Below are 16,864 nucleotides of genomic sequence, written 5' to 3'. Positions count from 1 at the left end.
GTCTGGCTTCCAGCGGCGCCTGTCCTGCGGTCGGGCTTTCCAGCGGGGTCTTTCCCGCGGTCGGGATCGTCTCGGCGGTTTGCCGGCCGGCGGTCACCGAGTTGATGGCCGCCCGATGGCCGGCCATCGGGCGGCCATCGGTGGCGGTTGGTGGCTGTCGGCGGCAGTCGTTCGGCGGGCGGCAGTCGTTCGGCGGGCGGTCTGTTGACAGAGGGCGGTAGGTCGGTAGGTGGTGGGGGAGGGAGTGGTGGGGGCAAGTTGTTCTTGTGGGTGGGGGTGCCGGTGTTTTCGGCATGGCGGGTGGGTGGTTCGCGCGGGTTCGATATCTCACCGAGTGTTGGTGACGGTGTTTTCGTACAGGATTGGCTTGCTTTCACCCGGACGTGTTGCCCGCCGCAAGGCTGCCCGGTCGGAGAGAAACCCAACAGAAGGGAAGCCGGCGGGAGAGGGTCAGGGGGTGGAGTCGCCCTTGTGCATCAGGGGCGGCAGGGCGCTTGCCGCCTCCGCTCGGGTCAGGCCGGTGGCCTGGAGCAGGTCCACGGCCACCGACCGCACCTGGGCCAGCACCACCTTGGGGGACAGGCCCTCCCCTCCCAGCCGGTGCGCGGTGGCCGCGCGGACGGCGTCGCGGACTGCCGCGCGGGCCTGGTCGGGGTCTTCGCCGCGGGCCAGTTCGGTGCGCAGCAGGTCCACCGCGTCGGAGTACTGCCGCAGCACCTCGGGCAGGACGTCGGGCAGCTGCTCGCCGTCGTGCAGCGCGGACAGCGCCCGCCGCGCGAGCACCCGCATGTTGCGCAGCGCGTAGTCCACCGGCGCGGCGGTCGCCCGGTAGCGCCCCAGCTCGTTGCGCCGCCGCCAGCGGATCGGGGCGATGGTGGCGATCTCGCCGCCGGTCTGCAGCGCGTTGCGGAACTCGTCCATCGCCTCCTGGCTGTCGCGCAGCCGCGCGAGCACCCCGGCGGCCCGCACGGCGTCGTGCTCCTCCACCGCCTTGGCCACGCCGCGCAGCGCGGTGGTCAGCTCGCCGAACACGACCTTGGCCTGCCGGTGCGCCACGGTCAGCGGGTTCGCCGGCAGCAGCGCCGTCACCGCGAGCCCCACCAGCCCCCCGACCAGGGCGTCGACCATGCGGTCGAGGCCGCCGCCCGCGCTGGGCGGCAGCAGGGTGGCGACGAGCACGGCCGAGGAGCCGGACTGCAGGGCGATGACGGCGCCGCCGTCCAGCAGCACCGCGGTGGACATGGCCAGGGCCACGACCAGCGCGATCTGCCAGGTGCCGGAGCCGATCACCGAGATGAGCACGTCGCCGACGCCGACGCCGACGGCCACGCCGACGACCAGTTCGACCACCCGCCGCAGCCGCTGCCCGAGCGACACGCCCAGGCACACCACGGCGGCGATGGGCGCGAAGAACGGGCGGGTGTGGCCGACGACGGCGGTCGCGACGAGCCAGGACAGGCCGGCGGCGAGCGCGGCCTGGCCGATCGGCAGGGCCGTGCTGCGCCACCGCTTCAGCCTGCGCACCAGCTCGTCGCGCACGGCCCCCACGGATCAGCCCAGGCCGAGCGCGGCGGGGGCGGCGGGGTCGCTGTCGGCGAGGAACTTGCGGCAGCGCTCGTGCTCGTCGGCCTCGCCGATCCCGTCGGCGGCGCGCGCCAGCGCGGCGAGCGCGCGCAGGAAGCCCTGGTTGGGGCGGTGGGACCACGGGACGGGGCCGAAGCCCTTCCAGCCGGCGCGGCGGAGCTGGTCGAGGCCGCGGTGGTAGCCGGTGCGGGCGTAGGCGTAGGCGGCGACCGGGTCGCCGGTCTGCAGCGCGCGTTCGGCGAGCAGCGCCCAGGCTTCGCTGAAGTCGGGGTAGGCGCGGACGATCTTCGCCGGGTCGGTGCCGGCCTCGGCGGCGGACTGCGCCTCCGGCCGGTCGGGCAGCAGCGTCGGGTCGGGACCGAGCAGGTTCTCCATGTGCTCAGGATAGGAAGGCGCGGGCGGCGGCTGCGACCAGTGCCAGGAGCAGCACGGACACGACGAGCCCCGCGACGACCTTCTTGCCCATGCTGCTGCGCTCCTCGGTGCCTCGGCGGACTCTCCGGCCCGCACCTTGCCGCGCTGCGCCCGGTGGAGCAACGTTGGTCACCCTTTCGCGTCGACACCGCGCCGTTTTCCCCGGTCACCACTTCCCCCTAGGGGTTTTCCGGGGGAAGACCAGGGCTGGGCACCCTTCCGGGCCGTCGGCCCGGGACGCATCATGGGCGGGTGAAGACGGGGGTTGGCGAGCGCGTCGCGCGGTGGCGCGACCGGTACTGGGAGCGGGGCGAGCCGGGGCGGGCGACGCCGCCCGAGCTGGTCTCGGGCCTGTACCGGCTGTGGCTGCTGGGCCTGCTGCTGAAGCTGCTCGGGTCGTCGTGGGACGTCGCGTGGCACTTCAAGTGGCTGCGCGACGAGCTGGCGCCGCCGCACCTGATCAACACCGTCGGCACGGTGGTCGTGGTCGGCCTCACCCTGTTCCACACCTACACCGGGTACGGCGCGGACCGCCGCGCGCTGCGGCTGATGCAGTGGGGCACCGGGGTGTTCCTGGTGGCGCTGCCGATCGACCTGATCAACCACCGGGTGAACGGCCTGGACATCACCTCGTGGAGCGGGTCGCACGCCCTGCTGTACCTGGGCACGGCGATCATGCTCGCGGGCGCGCTGCGCGGGTGGCTGCGGCTGTTCCCGGCGTCGCGGTGGCGGCTGCCGGGGCTGGCGGCGCTGTGGTTCTTCTTCCTGGAGAACGCCTGGTTCCCCAACCAGCACCAGGAGTACGGCGTGCTGGAGATCGCGTCGTGGGACCGGGGGGACCCGTACGCGGAGCCGATCCTGCTGCAGTTCGCGGCCGACCAGATCGGGCGGCCGGTGGACCGCGAGTCGATGGTGCGGTTCTCGCTGCCGATCCCCGACTGGGTCTACCCGGTGTGGGGGCTGGTGGTGGCGGCGCTGGTGCTGGTCGTGGCGCGGCGGACGATCGGCGGGCGGTGGTCGGCGACGGCGGTGGCGGCCGGGTACGTGGCCTACCGCTGCCTGATCTGGCCGCTGCTGGCGGGCGCGGACTTCCCGCTGTCGGCGGTGCCGGTGTTCCTGGTGCTGGTCGGCCTGGCGGTGGACGTGGCGCACCTGGGCCGGGTGCCCGCGCCGGTCGCGGCGGTGCTGGGCGCGGCGGCGGTCACCGGGTTGGGCTACGGGGGCATCTGGGCGCAGCAGGCGCTGGACGCGGCCCCGCCGATCGACTTCCCCTCCGCGGCGGTGGCGTTCGCCCTGCTGGCCGCGCTGTGGGCGGTCGGGGACGCGGTGGCGCGGCGCCGGTGGCCGGTGGCCGGGCGGTTCCCGTGGGCGGGCACGGCCCCGCTCTGAGCCCGACCGCCCCGGTACGACGACGGCCCCCCTCCGGACGCGGAGGGGGGCCGTCGCGCAACGCGACCGGGGTCAGCCGGCGATCATCCGGCCGGAGGACTTCAGGTGCTCGCACGCCTGCGCGATGCGGGCCGCCATGCCCTGCTCGGCCGCCTTCAGGTAGCTGCGCGGGTCGTAAGCCTTCTTGTTGCCGACCTCGCCGTCCACCTTGAGCACGCCGTCGTAGTTGGTGAAGAAGTGGCCCACGATCGGGCGGGTGAACGCGTACTGCGTGTCGGTGTCGATGTTCATCTTGATCACGCCGTACGAGACCGCCTCGTGGATCTCCTCCAGCAGCGAGCCGGAGCCGCCGTGGAAGACCAGGTCGAACGGCTTCGAGCCGGGCGCCAGGCCCAGCTTCTCGGCCACCACGTCCTGGCCCTGCTTGAGGATCTCCGGGCGCAGCTTGACGTTGCCCGGCTTGTACACGCCGTGCACGTTGCCGAAGGTCGCGGCCACCAGGTAGCGGCCCTTCTCACCGGTGCCGAGGGCGTCCACCGTCTTCAGGTAGTCCTCGGGGGTGGTGTAGAGCTTGTCGTTGATCTCGTTGGCGACGCCGTCCTCCTCGCCGCCGACGACGCCGACCTCGATCTCCAGGATGATCCGCGCCTTGGCGGTGGCGTCGAGCAGCTCCGCGGCGATCTTCAGGTTCTCGTCCAGCGGCACGGCCGAGCCGTCCCACATGTGCGACTGGAACAGCGGGTTCTGCCCGCGGTCCACCCGCTCCTGGCTGATCGCGACCAGCGGCCGGACGTAGCCGTCCAGCTTGTCCTTGGGGCAGTGGTCGGTGTGCAGCGCGATGTTCACCGGGTACTTCTCGGCGACCACGTGCGCGAACTCCGCCAGCGCCACCGCGCCGGTGACCATGTCCTTGACCTTGGTGCCGGAGGCGAACTCGGCCCCGCCGGTCGAGACCTGGATGATGCCGTCGCTCTCGGCCTCCGCGAAGCCGCGCAGGGCCGCGTTGAGGGTCTCGGACGAGGTGACGTTGATCGCGGGGTAGGCGAACTCGTTCGCCTTGGCGCGGTCGAGCATCTCGGCGTAGACCTCGGGGGTTGCGATGGGCATCGGTGGTCCTCCTCGGGTGCCCGGAACGCGGTGTCGGCAGCATCCTACGGGCACCGCCCGGCAAGAGAAGTCGATCACCGGCATAGTGGTGCCATGGCGATCGCACGGTGGAACGGCGAGATCATCGCCGAGAGCGACCAGACCGAGCTGGTGGAGGGGAACCACTACTTCCCCCTGGAGTCGGTGCACGCCGGGTACCTGCGGCCTTCCGACACCACGACGGTGTGCCCGTGGAAGGGCACGGCGAACTACTACACGCTCCGGGTGAACGGCGAGGAGAACGCCGACGCCGCGTGGTACTACGCGGAACCCAAGGAGGCGGCGGCCGACATCAAGGGGCGCGTCGCGTTCTGGCGGGGTGTCGAGGTCTCCGACTGACCGACCGGCGGTGGGGGCGGTCGCCCGCCCCCGCGCCACCGCCCCTACTCGGCCAGCGCGGCGGCCAGCTCGCGGAACCGCGGCGAGGTGTCCTGCTGCTCGCCCAGCAGCTGCACGGACACGTGGTCGGCCCCGGCCTCGTGGTGCTCGCGCAGCCGGCGCGCGACCCGGTCCACCGACCCCCACGCCACCAGCGCGTCCACCAGCCGGTCGCTGCCGCCGTCGCGCAGGTCGTCCTCGGTGAAGCCGCTGCGCAGCCAGTTCCTGGCGTAGTTCTCCAGCCCGAGGTAGTAGGCGAGGTTCTCGCGGCCGACGGCCCGCGCCGCGGCCGGGTCCTCCTCCAGCACGACGTGCTGCTCGGGCGCGAGCAGCGGGCCCGAGCCGATGGTCTCGCGGGCCCGCGCGGTGTACTCGGGCGTCACCAGGTAGGGGTGCACGACGCTGGTGCGCGCGGCGGCCAGCCGCAGCACGCGCGGGCCGAGGGCGGCCAGGGCCAGGCGGTCGCGCGGGACGTCCAGCTCGTCCAGGTAGTGCACCAGCTTCTGGTACGGGCTGTGGTAAGCCTCACCCACGCTCTCCCGGTGGCCGGCCCCGACGCCGACCAGGAACCGGTCGGTCTGCGCCAGCTCCCGGTAGCCCGCGTTGACCTGCGCCGAGGGCGTGGTCCAGACGTTGAGGATGCCGGTCGCGACGATGAGCCGGTCGGTGGCGTCGAGCAGTTCGGCCACCAGCCCCAGGACACCGCCGTCGGGCGCGCCGCCCAGCCACAGCGTGCCGAACCCGAGCTCCTCCAGCCCGGCCGCGGCCTCCGCACGCCCGTCGTAGCGGGTCGCGAGCGCCCACACGCCGAACCTGCCCAGCTCCACCGTCATCTCGACTCCTCTCGGTCGGGGGGGTCGTCCGGGGCAACCGGAACTCCCCACCGTTTTAGTCCTGGCTGTGACGTTCGGCGCGGTCGCGCCCCGTGCGGTTGAGTCCACACCATGACGACTCTGGGAACCAGTGACCTCGACGTGGCCCGCCTGTGCCTGGGCGGCAACGTGTTCGGGTGGACCGCCGACGAGGCGGCGTCGTTCGCCGTGCTCGACGCGTACGCGGAGGCGGGCGGCGACTTCGTGGACACCGCCGACGTGTACTCGGCGTGGGCCGAGGGCCACACCGGCGGCGAGTCCGAGGCGGTCATCGGCCGGTGGCTGCGGGCGCGCGGCAACCGGGACCGGGTGGTCGTGGCCACGAAGGTCGGGATGCTCGGCGAGGGCGGCCTGGACAACCTGCGCGCCGACACCGTCGCCACCGCCGCGGAAGCCTCGCTGCGGCGGCTGGGCGTGGACCACATCGACCTGTACTACGCCCACCAGGACGACCCGGCGACGCCGCAGGAGGAGACGCTGGCGGCGTTCGACGCGCTGGTGCGGGCGGGCAAGGTCCGCCACGTCGCCGCGTCGAACTTCACCGCCGAGCGGCTGGCCTCGGCGCTGGCGATCGCCGAGCGCGAGGGCTTCGCCCCGTTCGTGGCGCTCCAGCCGCACTACAACCTGGTCGAGCGGTCCTACGAGGAGGACCTGGCGGCGGCCGTGGCGGGCGCGGGCCTGTCCGCCGTGCCGTACTTCGGGCTGGCGCGGGGCTTCCTGACCGGCAAGTACCGGCCGGGGGTCGAGGTGGCCAGCGCCCGCGCCTCGGCGGCCTCGGGGTACCTCGACGAGCGCGGCCTGCGGGTGCTGGCGGCGCTGGACGAGGTCGCCGCCGCGCACGACACGACCGTCGCCGCCGTGGCGCTGGCGTGGCTCGCGGCCCAGCCGACCGTGGCCGCGCCGATCGCCAGCGCGCGGACGGTGGAGCAGCTGGCCGACCTGCTGCCCGTCCTGGAGCTGGAGCTGAAGGCGGAGGAGGTCGCCCGGTTGAGCGCGGCGAGCGAGCCGACCGCCGGGTGACGGGCCGCTCGCGGCCGACCCGGCCCGGCGGTGCGGCCTGCCGGCGGCCGGGCGCGTCGCGGTGTCCGCCGGGCGGAGGGGCGCCCGGCGGGCCGGGCGGCGCCCGGCGTCGGCCGGGGCGTCGGGCGCGCCGTCGAGCGGCGCCCCGGGGCCGGGCACGTGCCCGGCCGGGTCGGCGGCCCGCGGTTCCCCCAGGCCGCGGACCGGTCGGCGGCGAGCCGGGCGCCCGCCGCCGACCACGGGCCGGCGGGCGCTAGAGCCAGACCCCCAGGCCCGGCTCCCACTCGTGCACGCGGGTGCCGGCCACCACGCCGGCGGGCGTGTACGGGTCGGCGGCGAGCAGGGCGCGCAGCTCCTCCTCGTCCTCGGCCTCGTAGACCAGCACCGCGCCCGTCTGGTCGGCGTACGGCCCGGCCACCAGCAGCTTCCCCCGGTCGACCAGGGTCGCCAGGTACTCCCGGTGCGCGGGTCGGACGGCGAGCCGCCCCTCCTGGTCGTCCCCGAACTCCAACTCGACCACGAACCTGGCCACAGCCCACCTCCGCGAGAGACCAACGCTGACGACCGAAGCTACCGGCACAGGAGGTACGGTCTTTTCCGTGGTCGGCTCGGAGCGCAACAGCGGCGGCATCGCACGTGTCCAGGACACGCTGACGAACCTGCGGATCCAGGACGGCGCGGCCCCGCCCCCCACCGGTCCGCTCACCCTGGAGGACCTCTACCGCCAGCACCGGATGCGGCTGGTCCGGTTGGCCCTGCTCCTGGTCGACGAACCGGCCACCGCGGAGGACGTGGTCCAGGAGGCTTTCACCGGCCTGCACCGCAACTGGTCCAACCTGCGGGACGCCCAGGCGGCCGTCGGCTACCTGCGCACGGCGGTGGTCAACGGCTCGCGCAGCGTCCTGCGCCGCCGCAAGACCGCCCGCGACTACACCCCGCCGCACGTGGCGAACGCCCGTTCGGCGGAGAGCCTGGCCATGCTGACGGCCGAGCACCAGGCGGTCGTGGCGGCGCTGTCCCAGCTGCCGCCCCGGCAGCGCGAGGTGCTCGTGCTGCGCTATTACGGCGACCTGTCGGAAGCCGAGATCGCCGAGGCGACCGGCATCTCCAAGGGCACCGTGAAAAGCACGGCGAGCCGCGCCCTGGACGCCCTGCAGAAGATCATGGCGGCCCGCTGACCCTTTCCCGGGTCGAATTCCCGGCGCCCGCCGGGGCCGTTCCGCTCCGCCTCGCGCGCACCCCGTCCACGGCTGCACGCAGCGCACATCCCCCGCGGACCGCGGGTCACCCCGGTGGCCCACGGGCCCGGTGGGAATCGCTCGGCGCTTTTCGCCCGCACCGCCCCGATCACCGGTGGGCGGTTTCCGGCGCGCGCGGGAAAACCGACGACCGGATTCGCCCGCCCGGCCGGCCGGGAACACCGGGCTCGCCCTGAAGGCGCCCACGCGCGCCCCGCGGGAGCACCGCCGGACGGGCGGGGGCGCCCTGGGGTCCACAGAACCCGGCGGGGCCGCCGGCGCGGGCGTGCCGGGGTCGGCCGAGGTGTACCGGGTGGGGGAATCGGGCACTTGGTATAGACCAATGGTGGGGCGATGCCGCAGTATCGGTCCTCGTGGCGCGCACTAGACACGTGATAGCCGTCGATGTCGGCGGTACTGAGACCAAGGCTGCCCTGGTGGCCGGCACCACCGGCGACGTGCGGGCGGTGCGGCAGCGGCGACGGGCTACCCCCAAGGACGCCGAGGCCGTGGTCGACGAGGTGGCCTCGCTGGTCGAGGACCTGCGCGCGGACGCCGACGTGGAGGCGGTCGGCCTGGTCGTGCCCGGCGTCGTGGACGAGGACGGCGGCATCGGCGTGTACTCGGCCAACCTCGGCTGGCAGGACTTCCCGTTCGTCAAGCAGGTCGAGGCGCGCACCGGGTTGCGCACCTCGTTCGGGCACGACGTCCGGGCGGGCGGGCTGGCCGAGTTCCGCATCGGCAGCGCCCGCGGGCTCGGCAACGCGGTGATCATGCCGATCGGCACGGGCATCGCCGCGGCGCTGGTGCTGGACGGCAGGATCTACCGGGGCGACGGCTGCGTCGGCGAGATCGGCCACGTCGACGTCGGCCACGGCGACCCGTGCGGCTGCGGCCAATCGGGTTGCGTCGAGGCCAGGGCCTCGTCCGCGGCCATCGCGCGCCGGTACGCCGAGCGGACCGGCCGGCCGGTCAACGGCGCCGCCGACGTCGCGGAGCTGGTCCGAGCGGGCGAGCCGGACGCGGTGGTGGTGTGGCAGGAGGCGGTGGACGCCCTCGCGAGGGGCATCCTGCTGGTAGCGGCTCTACTGGGCCCGGAGGCGGTGGTCCTGGGCGGCGGTCTCGCCCTGGCCGGGCCGCTGCTCACGGACCCGTTGCGGGACCGGCTGGACGGGTTGATCACCTTCCAGCGGCGTCCGGAACTGCGGCTGGCCGCGCTGGGTGACGAGGCCGGATGCCTCGGCGCCGCGCTGCTGGCCATCGACATGCTGGAGGAGAGATGAGCACGTGGGGTGGACCGGTGGACGTGACCCTGACCGGTGGTCGGGTCGTCACGCCCGACGGAGTGCTCGACGACGGGTGGGTGGCGGTGCGGGACGGCGCGATCGCCGCCGTGGGCGAGGGCGCGCCGCCGGAGGGGCCCACGACCGACGTCAGCGGCAACTGGCTGGTGCCGGGCTTCGTGGACATCCACTGCCACGGCGGTGGGGGTGAGGCGTTCACCAGCGCCGACCCGGAGCGGGTGCGCCGGGCCGCCGCCGCGCACCGCAGGCACGGCACGACGACGCTGCTCGCGAGCCTGGTCTCCCGCCCGATCCCGGAGCTCGCCGACCAGGTGGCGGCGCTGGCCGAGCTGGTGCAGGACGGCGTGGTCTCGGGCATCCACCTGGAGGGCCCGTTCCTGTCGGCGGCCCGCTGCGGCGCGCACGACCCCGCCATCCTGTGCCCGCCGGACCGCGCGTCGGTCAACCAGCTGCTCATCGCCGGGCGCGGGGCGGTCCGCATGGTGACCGTCGCGCCGGAGCTGGAGCACGGCGTGGAGGCGGTGCGCCAGTTGGTCGACAACGATGTCCTGGCCGCGATCGGCCACACGGACGCGACCGAGGCCCAGATCCGGCCCGCCGTGGAGGCCGGAGCGACGGTGGCGACGCACCTGTTCAACGGGATGCGCCCGCTGCACCACCGGGAGCCCGGTCCGATCGGCGCGCTGCTGGACGACGAGCGGGTCACCGTGGAGCTGATCTGCGACCTGGTGCACCTGCACCCGACGGCGGTCCGGCTGGCCGCCCGGCACGCGGGCGTCGGCCGCACCGTCCTGGTCACCGACGCGATCGCGGCGGCCGGCGTGGGCGACGGCGTGTACGACGTGGGCGGGCTGGAGGTGCGCGTCGTGGACGGCGTGCCGACGCTCGCCGGCGGCGCCTCGCTGGCGGGCAGCACGCTCACGATGGACGCGGCGTTCCGCAACGCGGTGCAGTCGTGCGGGATGACCGTCCAGGAGGCGGTCGTCGCCACCGCGACCCGGCCCGCGCGCCTGCTGGGGCTGGAGGGCCGCACCGGCGAGATCAAGGCGGGCCTGGACGCCGACCTGGTGGTGCTGGACGAGGAGTTCAGGCCCCACGAGGTGATGAGCCGGGGCGAGTGGGTGAAAGACTGACCTGGTGCCCGACGACCAGGAGCGGCTGGTGGCCGACGCGCTGCGCGCGCAGGCCACCAGCACCGGCGGCGTGCCCGCCCCGGCGCCCCGGCCGGCCGGTCCGGCGCCGGGCGCGGGGTGGGTGCTGCTGCTCGCCGTGCTGCTCGGGCTCGCGGCCGGGACGGTCGTGGCGGTGATCACGCTCCGTTGAGCCTGTACCGTGGTCCGGGTGACGGTCGCGCTCGCCTCCTCCCCGCTCGCCCTCGGCCCGGACTGGCTGGACCCGCAGAAGCTGCTCGAGGGACTCGGGCCGTACATGCTGTTCGGCCTGTGCTTCATCGTCTTCGCCGAGTGCGGCCTGCTGATCGGGTTCTTCCTGCCCGGTGACTCGCTGCTGTTCACGGCGGGTCTGTTCGTCGCCAACGGCGTCATGGACTACCCGCTGTGGCTGGTCTGCGTGCTGCTCACGGCCTGCGCCATGCTGGGCAACGCGGTGGGCTACTGGATCGGCCACCGCGCCGGACCCGCGCTGTTCGCCAAACCGGAGTCGAAGATCTTCAAGAAGGAGTACGTCGACAAGACGCACGAGTTCTTCGAGAAGTACGGCGCCCGCGCGATCGTGATGGCCCGGTTCGTGCCGATCGTGCGGACCTTCATCACCGCGATGGCGGGCGTCGGCCGGATGGACGCGCGCAAGTACTTCACCTACTCGTTCGTCGGCGGTGTGGCCTGGGCGGCCGGGCTGACCGTGCTGGGCTACTTCCTGGGTCAGATCCAGTTCGTGCGCGACAACCTGGAGATGATGCTGATCCTGATCGTGCTGATCTCGGTGGTCCCGATCATCATCGAGGTCGTCAAGGCGCGCCGGGAGAAGAAGGCCCTGCTGGTGCAGGAGGCCGACGACATCACCCAGCAGTTCGGGCGCATCGACTAGCCGCTGATCAGCGGTTGACCGCACCCCTCAGTGGTCTGTACCAGTTGAGGGGTGCTCCGGAACGCGCTGGCCGCCTGCGCGGCCCTCCTGCTGCTGGTGACCGGCACGACGACCCCCGCGACCGCCGCCCCGGCGACGGCCGCGGGCGGGCGGGCCGTGATCGGCGCGTACTACGGCAACTGGTTCAGCGGGTCGAAACCGATCTCGGCGATCCCCGGCGACACCCCGATCACGCACCTGTTCTACGCGTTCTCCACGATCGAGGGCGGCCGGTGCGCGCTCAACGCGCCCACCGCGGCCAAGGACTTCGCCGACATCGCGGACCTCAAGCGCCGCAAGCCTTCCCTGAAGGCGCTCATCTCCATCGGCGGCTGGGGCGCGGGCGGCTTCTCCGACGCGGCGCTGACCCGCGACTCCCGAAGGGCGTTCGTGGCGTCCTGCGCCGAGCTGTTCTTCGAGCGGCACGGGGGCGTCTTCGACGGCGTGGACGTCGACTGGGAGTTCCCGGTCTACGGCGGGCCGACCGAGATCACCGACCGCCCCGAGGACCGGCGCAACATGACCCTGCTGGTGCGGGAGTTCCGCCGGCAGCTGCCGCGGGGCGCGCTGGTCACCGCCGCCCTGCCCACCGGGCGGCTGCAGACCGACGGCCCGTACGACCCGGCGCGCAGCTTCGAGCTGGGCGCGCTGGGGCGGGAGCTGGACTTCATCACCCTCATGACCTACGACATGGGCACCGGCTTCTCCCCGGTGGCGACGTTCAACGCGCCGATGCGGGAGGTGCGCGAGGACCCGATGCCCGCCGCCGACCGCCGCTGGAACAACGTGACCGGCGCCGTCGAGTACTACGTGCGGCACGGCGTCCCGCCGCGCAAGCTCGTCCTGGGCACCCCGTTCTACGGCCGCGGCTTCCAGGTCCGCCAGGAGGGCCCGGACCACGGCCTGTACCAGCCGTACGAGAGCGCGTTCTGGGTCGACGGGTTCGACGAGGTGCAGCGCCTGCGCGCGACGCCCGGCTGGCGCGAGCACTGGCACCCCGTGGCGCAGAGCCCCTGGCTGTACAACGCGGCCGAGCGCAAGTTCGTCAGCTTCGAGGACCCGCGCTCCATCGGCATCCGCGCGGGCTACGCCAAGCGCCGCGGGCTGCTCGGGGCGTTCATGTGGGAGCTGGGCCACGACGACGCGCGGCACAGCCTCCTCGAAGCGATGGCCGAGCCCTTCCGCTGACCGCGGGCCCCGCGACCGCTCAGCAGCTGAACATCGACCCGGGGTTGAACAGGTTCCCTGGGTCCAGCGCGCGCTTGATCCCGCGGTGGACCCGCAGCCCCACCGGGCCGATCTCGGTGGCCAGCCACTCCTGCTTGACCTTGCCGACGCCGTGCTCGCCGGTCACCGTCCCGCCCAGCGCCAGCCCCACCGCGAGGATCTCCTCGAACGCCCTGCGCGCCCGCGCCAGCTCGTCCGCCGACCCCGGGTCGTACACGATCGTCGGGTGCATGTTGCCGTCGCCGGCGTGCCCGACGACCGCGATCCGCAGGCCCAACTCGGCCGCGATCCGCTCGCACGCGGTGATCAGCTCGGCGATCCGGGTCCGGGGCACGCACACGTCGTCGGTCAGCCAGGCGCCGTAGACCTCCAGCGCCATCAGCACCGACCGGCGCGCGGTCAGCAGCTCGCGGCCCTCCGCCAGGTCCTCGGTGACGTAGGTGAGGCCCGCGCCGGCGTCGGCGCACGCCTGCTCGACCACCGCCAGCTCCCGCCGGGCCGCCTCGCCGCCCGAGTCGGACTGGCAGATCAGCAGCGCCGCGCCCGCGTCCAGGTCCGTCCTCAGGTACCGCTCGACCGCCTCGATCGAGGTCCGGTCCATGATCTCCATCAGCGACGGCACGACGCCCTCGCGCACCACCCGCGCCACCGCCGCGCCCGCCTCGACCGTGCTGTCGAAGGTCGCCACCAGCGTCGCGGGCGCCTGCGGCAGCGGGCGCAGCGCCAGCGTCGCCCGCGTGATGACGCCGAGCGTGCCCTCGCTGCCCACGAACAGCTTCGTCAGGTCGTACCCGGCCACGCCCTTGACCGTGCGCCGGCCCGTCCGCAGCAGCGAGCCGTCGGCCAGCACCACCTCCAGCCCCAGCACCGAGTCCGTGGTGACGCCGTACTTCACGCAGCACAGCCCGCCCGCGTTGGTGGCCAGGTTTCCCCCGATCGTGCACCAGTCGTAGCTGGACGGGTCCGGCGGGTAGAACAGCCCGTGCTTCTCCACCGCGGCGCGCAGGTCCAGGTTCACCACCCCCGGCTCCACGACGGCCAGCCGGTTGTCCGCGTCGACCTCCACGATCGCGTTCATCCTGGTGGTGACCAGCACCACGCACCCGTCGACGGCGTTGGCCGCGCCGGACAACCCGCTGCCCGCGCCGCGCGGCACGATCGGCGCCCGGTGCGCCGCGCACGCCCGCACCACCGCCTGCACCTGCCCGGTCGAGGTCGGCAGCACCACCGCCAGGGGCTGCCCGTGCGGCGCCAGCGGCATCATGTCGTGCCGGTAGGCGGCCGTCACGTCGGCGTCGGTCAGCACCGCGTCCCGTCCGAGGGCCGCGCGCAGTTCGGTGAGCAGGGCCTCCACCCCGTCCACGCTAGCCCCCTGCACCCTCGGTGTTCGAGTGGTAGCGCAGCGGAACCCGGAGCCGAGCTTTCGACCGGTGTTCGCCCGGAGTCGTCCTGCCGGCGCGCACCGGCCACGTAGGGTGGCACCGTGGTGTTGTCCGCAACGTCCGAAGCAGTCGCGTTCGCCCCGTTGGAGACCGCAGGCCCGTTGGCCGTGTGGCTCATCACGCTGAGCTTCGTCTTCTTCGAGTGCGCGTTCATCTTCGGCCTGTTCCTGCCCGGCGACTCGCTGCTGTTCGCGGCCGGCGTGGTGCTCGCGCAGCACGACGGCGAGCTGAGCGCGTGGCTGCTCTCGATCGCCGCCATGGTCGTGGCCGTGGTCGGCAACCAGATCGGCTACTACATCGGCAGGCACACCGGCACCCGGCTCCTGGCCCGGCGCGGCGGCAAGGTCCTGAACAAGGAGAACCTGGCCAAGGCCCGCGACTTCCTCGACCGCCGCGGCTTCTGGGCCATCGTCCTGGCCCGCTGGATCCCGTGGGTGCGCACGCTGGCCCCGATGATCGCCGGCGCGGCCCACATGGACCCGCGCAGGTTCATGCTGGCGACCACCATCGGCGCCCTGGCGTGGGTGCCGACCCTGGTCCTGGCCGGCTACTACGGCGCGGGCCTGCTGACGGCCGTCCCCTGGCTCCAGACGGCAGCCGTGATCGCGAGCGTCGCGTTCTTCGTCGTCGGCACCGCCTACGGCCTCTACCGGTACCGCCAGGAAATGCGGAAGCCGGTCGAGGAGGAGATCACCACCTCCGGCGGCAACCCGGGCACCTCCGAGAACCAGTAGCACCGCACTCCCGCCCAGGGCTCCGCACGCCCCGTGCAGCCCGGTGCCCTCGTGTTCTCCCCGTATGGCCTGCCCGGAGGGCTACCATGCTTTTCCCGGGGGTGCAAGCACGCTTTTCGCTTGCACCCCCGGGAAAAGCATGGTCGTCTTTAGACAGGCCATGCGGGGAGAACACGACCGCTGTTCCTTTTCCTCCTCCTTGGCGGCCTGCCCGTCCGGCGAGGGCTCTTTCAGCTCTTCCACCGGGATCCGCACCGCACCGAGCGCAAACCCTCAGCACACCTCTCCGATCACCAGGTCAGCACCCCCCGCCGACGCGTCCACGAGCAGGGCGTTCACGTGGTCCGTCCCCCGCAGCACCCGCTCCCGCGCCTCCCCGACCGGACGCCCGTAGCGCACGTGCCGGTCCACCAGCCTGGCGACCCGCACCTCCTCCGCCACCCGCAGGAACCACACCTCGTCCAGCAGCCCCCGCACCCGCTCCCACGGCCCCTGCCCCAGCAGCAGGTAGTTGCCCTCCGTCACCACCAGCGGGACCTCCGGCGGCACCGGCACGGCGCACGCCACCGGCTCCTCGATCTCCCGCCGGAACTCCGGCGCGTACACCACGTCCGGCCCGGCGGCCCTCAGCCGGGCGAGCAGCTCCGCGTACCCGGCCGCGTCGAAGGTGTCCGGCGCGCCCTTGCGCCCGGCGATCCCGAGCCGCTCCAGCTCCTTCTGCGCCAAGTGGAACCCGTCCATCCCGACCAGCGCCGCCGAGCCGCCCAGCGCCTCGACCAACCGCCGCGCGAGGGTGGACTTGCCGGAGCCGGGCGCGCCCGCGATGCCCAGCACCCGTCGCCCGCCACCCGCCGCCAACTCCTGGGCCCGCTCGACCAGCTCTCCGAACCGCACACCCCCATCCTCCCCCCTCCCGCCGCCTGCGGAGCAGTGGCGCAGGAGCGCGGGTAGGCTCATCCGCAATCGCTTGCGCCGGCTCAACGGGGACGGGTCCATGGTCACCATGAAGGAGGTCGCCGCACTGGCCGGCGTCTCCATCACCACGGTTTCGCACGTGGTCAACGAGACCAGGTCGGTCGCGCCGGACACCAGGGAACGGGTCCTGAAGGCGATCGAGGAGACCGGGTACACCGGGGACGCCATCGCCCGCTCCCTGGTCACCGGCGGCACGAAGTCGCTGGGCCTCGCGGTGTCGCTGGTGTCGCACCCGTACTTCGCGGAGCTGATCGCGGCGATCGAGGCCGAGGCCACCGACGCCGGGTACACGCTGGTGCTGATCGACACGCGGGGTTCCGCCGAGTCCGAGCAGGCGGCGGTGCGGATGCTGCGGTCGCGGCGGGTCGACGGCGTGCTGCTCACGCCCACGTCCGGGTCGGCGGCGCTGCCGGAGCTGCGCCGGCTGGGCGTCCCGACGGTGCTGGTGGACCGGCTGACCGTGGCCCGGGACCTGGACCAGGTGGGGCCGGAGAACGTGCAGGCGACCTCCGCGCTGGTGCGCCACGTCGCCGAGCTGGGCCACCGCAGGATCGGCCTGGTCACCGGCACGCCCGGCCTCGCGACCACCGACGAGCGCGTGCTGGGCTACCGGCTGGGCCTGGGCCGCGCCGGGCTGGCCTGGGACGAGGACCTGGTCGCGGGCTCGCTCGACCCGTTGCTGGGCCGGGCGACCGCGGTCGTGGTCGGCGACCACCAGGCGCTGGTCGACGTGCTGCGCACCGCTCGCGCGCGGGGCGTGCGGATCGGCGCGGACCTGGCGCTGGTGACCTACGACGAGGTGGAGTGGGCGGAGCTGGTCGACCCGCCGCTGACCACCATGGCGCAGCCGGTGGAGGAGATCGGGCGGACCGCCGTGCGGCTGCTGCTGGCGCGCATCGCGGACCCCGACCGCGCCCCGGAGACGATCCGGCTGCCCCCCGCGCTCCGGCACCGCCAGTCCTGCGGTTGCCCGCACTCGGCCTGACCACCGCGCCGGCGCGACCGTTCCACCACAGCGCGATCAAACCGACACCGCTCCACCACAACGCGGCCAGC

Annotated in this window: 18 protein-coding genes; 11 read left to right on the top strand and 7 right to left on the bottom strand. The window is 73.7% G+C overall.

Going from position 1 to position 16,864, the window contains the following annotated elements; genetic code table 11:
• Positions 1-450: 450 nt before the first annotated feature.
• Together JOE68_RS16070 and JOE68_RS16065 are read right to left on the bottom strand one after the other, a co-directional pair.
• Complete coding sequence (locus JOE68_RS16070) at positions 451-1,539, bottom strand: FUSC family protein (protein WP_307819706.1); 1,089 nt, start codon at positions 1,537-1,539, stop codon at positions 451-453.
• A 12-nt stretch (positions 1,540-1,551) separates the two neighbouring features.
• Positions 1,552-1,959 carry a DUF3151 domain-containing protein gene (locus tag JOE68_RS16065; protein WP_204843149.1) on the bottom strand — a complete coding sequence of 136 codons (408 nt, stop codon included), beginning with the start codon at positions 1,957-1,959 and terminating at the stop codon, positions 1,552-1,554.
• Between the two features lie 291 nt (positions 1,960-2,250).
• Here JOE68_RS16065 and JOE68_RS16060 point away from each other — a divergent pair, with 291 nt between their 5' ends.
• Positions 2,251-3,387, top strand: a complete 1,137-nt coding sequence (locus JOE68_RS16060) for a hypothetical protein (RefSeq protein WP_204843148.1) — start codon at positions 2,251-2,253, stop codon at positions 3,385-3,387.
• Positions 3,388-3,459: 72 nt separating this feature from the next.
• Here JOE68_RS16060 and fbaA read toward each other — a convergent pair whose 3' ends face one another.
• Positions 3,460-4,494 (bottom strand): class II fructose-bisphosphate aldolase, encoded by a 1,035-nt coding sequence (gene fbaA / locus JOE68_RS16055; RefSeq protein WP_204843147.1) that lies wholly within the window; start codon positions 4,492-4,494, stop codon positions 3,460-3,462.
• Between the two features lie 93 nt (positions 4,495-4,587).
• Between fbaA and JOE68_RS16050 the strand changes: the two genes are divergently transcribed.
• Positions 4,588-4,872 (top strand): DUF427 domain-containing protein, encoded by a 285-nt coding sequence (locus JOE68_RS16050; RefSeq protein ID WP_204843146.1) that lies wholly within the window; start codon positions 4,588-4,590, stop codon positions 4,870-4,872.
• Between the two features lie 44 nt (positions 4,873-4,916).
• On the opposite strand, the gene JOE68_RS16045 is transcribed toward JOE68_RS16050, so the two are convergent.
• The gene (locus JOE68_RS16045; RefSeq protein WP_204843145.1) at positions 4,917-5,744 is read right to left on the bottom strand and encodes an LLM class F420-dependent oxidoreductase; all 828 of its coding nucleotides are present in this window, start codon (positions 5,742-5,744) and stop codon (positions 4,917-4,919) included.
• A gap of 111 nt (positions 5,745-5,855) precedes the next feature.
• Between JOE68_RS16045 and JOE68_RS16040 the strand changes: the two genes are divergently transcribed.
• On the top strand, positions 5,856-6,803 hold the full coding sequence (locus JOE68_RS16040; RefSeq protein WP_204843144.1) for an aldo/keto reductase: 948 nt from the start codon (positions 5,856-5,858) through the stop codon (positions 6,801-6,803).
• Positions 6,804-7,056: 253 nt separating this feature from the next.
• On the opposite strand, the gene JOE68_RS16035 is transcribed toward JOE68_RS16040, so the two are convergent.
• Positions 7,057-7,335, bottom strand: a complete 279-nt coding sequence (locus JOE68_RS16035) for a YciI family protein (RefSeq protein ID WP_204843143.1) — start codon at positions 7,333-7,335, stop codon at positions 7,057-7,059.
• A 67-nt stretch (positions 7,336-7,402) separates the two neighbouring features.
• Between JOE68_RS16035 and JOE68_RS16030 the strand changes: the two genes are divergently transcribed.
• The 6 genes from JOE68_RS16030 (at position 7,403) to JOE68_RS16005 (ending at position 12,618) form a co-directional block, all read left to right on the top strand.
• The gene (locus tag JOE68_RS16030; RefSeq protein ID WP_204843142.1) at positions 7,403-7,981 is read left to right on the top strand and encodes a SigE family RNA polymerase sigma factor; all 579 of its coding nucleotides are present in this window, start codon (positions 7,403-7,405) and stop codon (positions 7,979-7,981) included.
• Positions 7,982-8,433: 452 nt separating this feature from the next.
• Complete coding sequence (locus tag JOE68_RS16025) at positions 8,434-9,324, top strand: ROK family protein (RefSeq protein WP_204843141.1); 891 nt, start codon at positions 8,434-8,436, stop codon at positions 9,322-9,324.
• The gene (gene nagA, locus JOE68_RS16020; RefSeq protein WP_204843140.1) at positions 9,321-10,478 is read left to right on the top strand and encodes an N-acetylglucosamine-6-phosphate deacetylase; all 1,158 of its coding nucleotides are present in this window, start codon (positions 9,321-9,323) and stop codon (positions 10,476-10,478) included. The genes JOE68_RS16025 and nagA overlap by 4 nt, the downstream gene beginning before the upstream one ends.
• Before the next feature lie 4 nt (positions 10,479-10,482).
• Entirely contained in the window at positions 10,483-10,668 is a 186-nt protein-coding gene (locus JOE68_RS16015; protein WP_239565094.1) for a hypothetical protein, read from the top strand.
• A 9-nt stretch (positions 10,669-10,677) separates the two neighbouring features.
• A complete protein-coding gene (locus JOE68_RS16010; RefSeq protein ID WP_204843139.1) occupies positions 10,678-11,391 on the top strand; it encodes a DedA family protein in 714 nt (237 codons plus the stop codon).
• Between the two features lie 51 nt (positions 11,392-11,442).
• A complete protein-coding gene (locus tag JOE68_RS16005; protein ID WP_204843138.1) occupies positions 11,443-12,618 on the top strand; it encodes a glycoside hydrolase family 18 protein in 1,176 nt (391 codons plus the stop codon).
• Between the two features lie 19 nt (positions 12,619-12,637).
• On the opposite strand, the gene JOE68_RS16000 is transcribed toward JOE68_RS16005, so the two are convergent.
• A complete protein-coding gene (locus tag JOE68_RS16000) occupies positions 12,638-14,011 on the bottom strand; it encodes an FAD-binding oxidoreductase (RefSeq protein WP_204846131.1) in 1,374 nt (457 codons plus the stop codon).
• A 129-nt stretch (positions 14,012-14,140) separates the two neighbouring features.
• On the opposite strand from JOE68_RS16000, the gene JOE68_RS15995 reads away from it, so the two are divergent.
• Positions 14,141-14,833 carry a DedA family protein gene (locus JOE68_RS15995; protein ID WP_204843137.1) on the top strand — a complete coding sequence of 231 codons (693 nt, stop codon included), beginning with the start codon at positions 14,141-14,143 and terminating at the stop codon, positions 14,831-14,833.
• A 273-nt stretch (positions 14,834-15,106) separates the two neighbouring features.
• Here the strand turns inward: JOE68_RS15995 and JOE68_RS15990 are convergent, their stop codons facing one another.
• On the bottom strand, positions 15,107-15,727 hold the full coding sequence (locus JOE68_RS15990; protein WP_307819705.1) for a nucleoside/nucleotide kinase family protein: 621 nt from the start codon (positions 15,725-15,727) through the stop codon (positions 15,107-15,109).
• A gap of 100 nt (positions 15,728-15,827) precedes the next feature.
• Between JOE68_RS15990 and JOE68_RS15985 the strand changes: the two genes are divergently transcribed.
• Positions 15,828-16,793, top strand: a complete 966-nt coding sequence (locus tag JOE68_RS15985; protein ID WP_204843135.1) for a LacI family DNA-binding transcriptional regulator — start codon at positions 15,828-15,830, stop codon at positions 16,791-16,793.
• Positions 16,794-16,864 lie beyond the last annotated feature (71 nt).

It is taken from the genome of Saccharothrix algeriensis (assembly GCF_016907655.1).
Taxonomy (GTDB): Bacteria; Actinomycetota; Actinomycetes; order Mycobacteriales; family Pseudonocardiaceae; genus Actinosynnema; species Actinosynnema algeriense.
The sequence above is the reverse complement of the archived record's forward strand: the minus strand, read 5'-3'. Positions and strand labels throughout refer to the sequence as shown.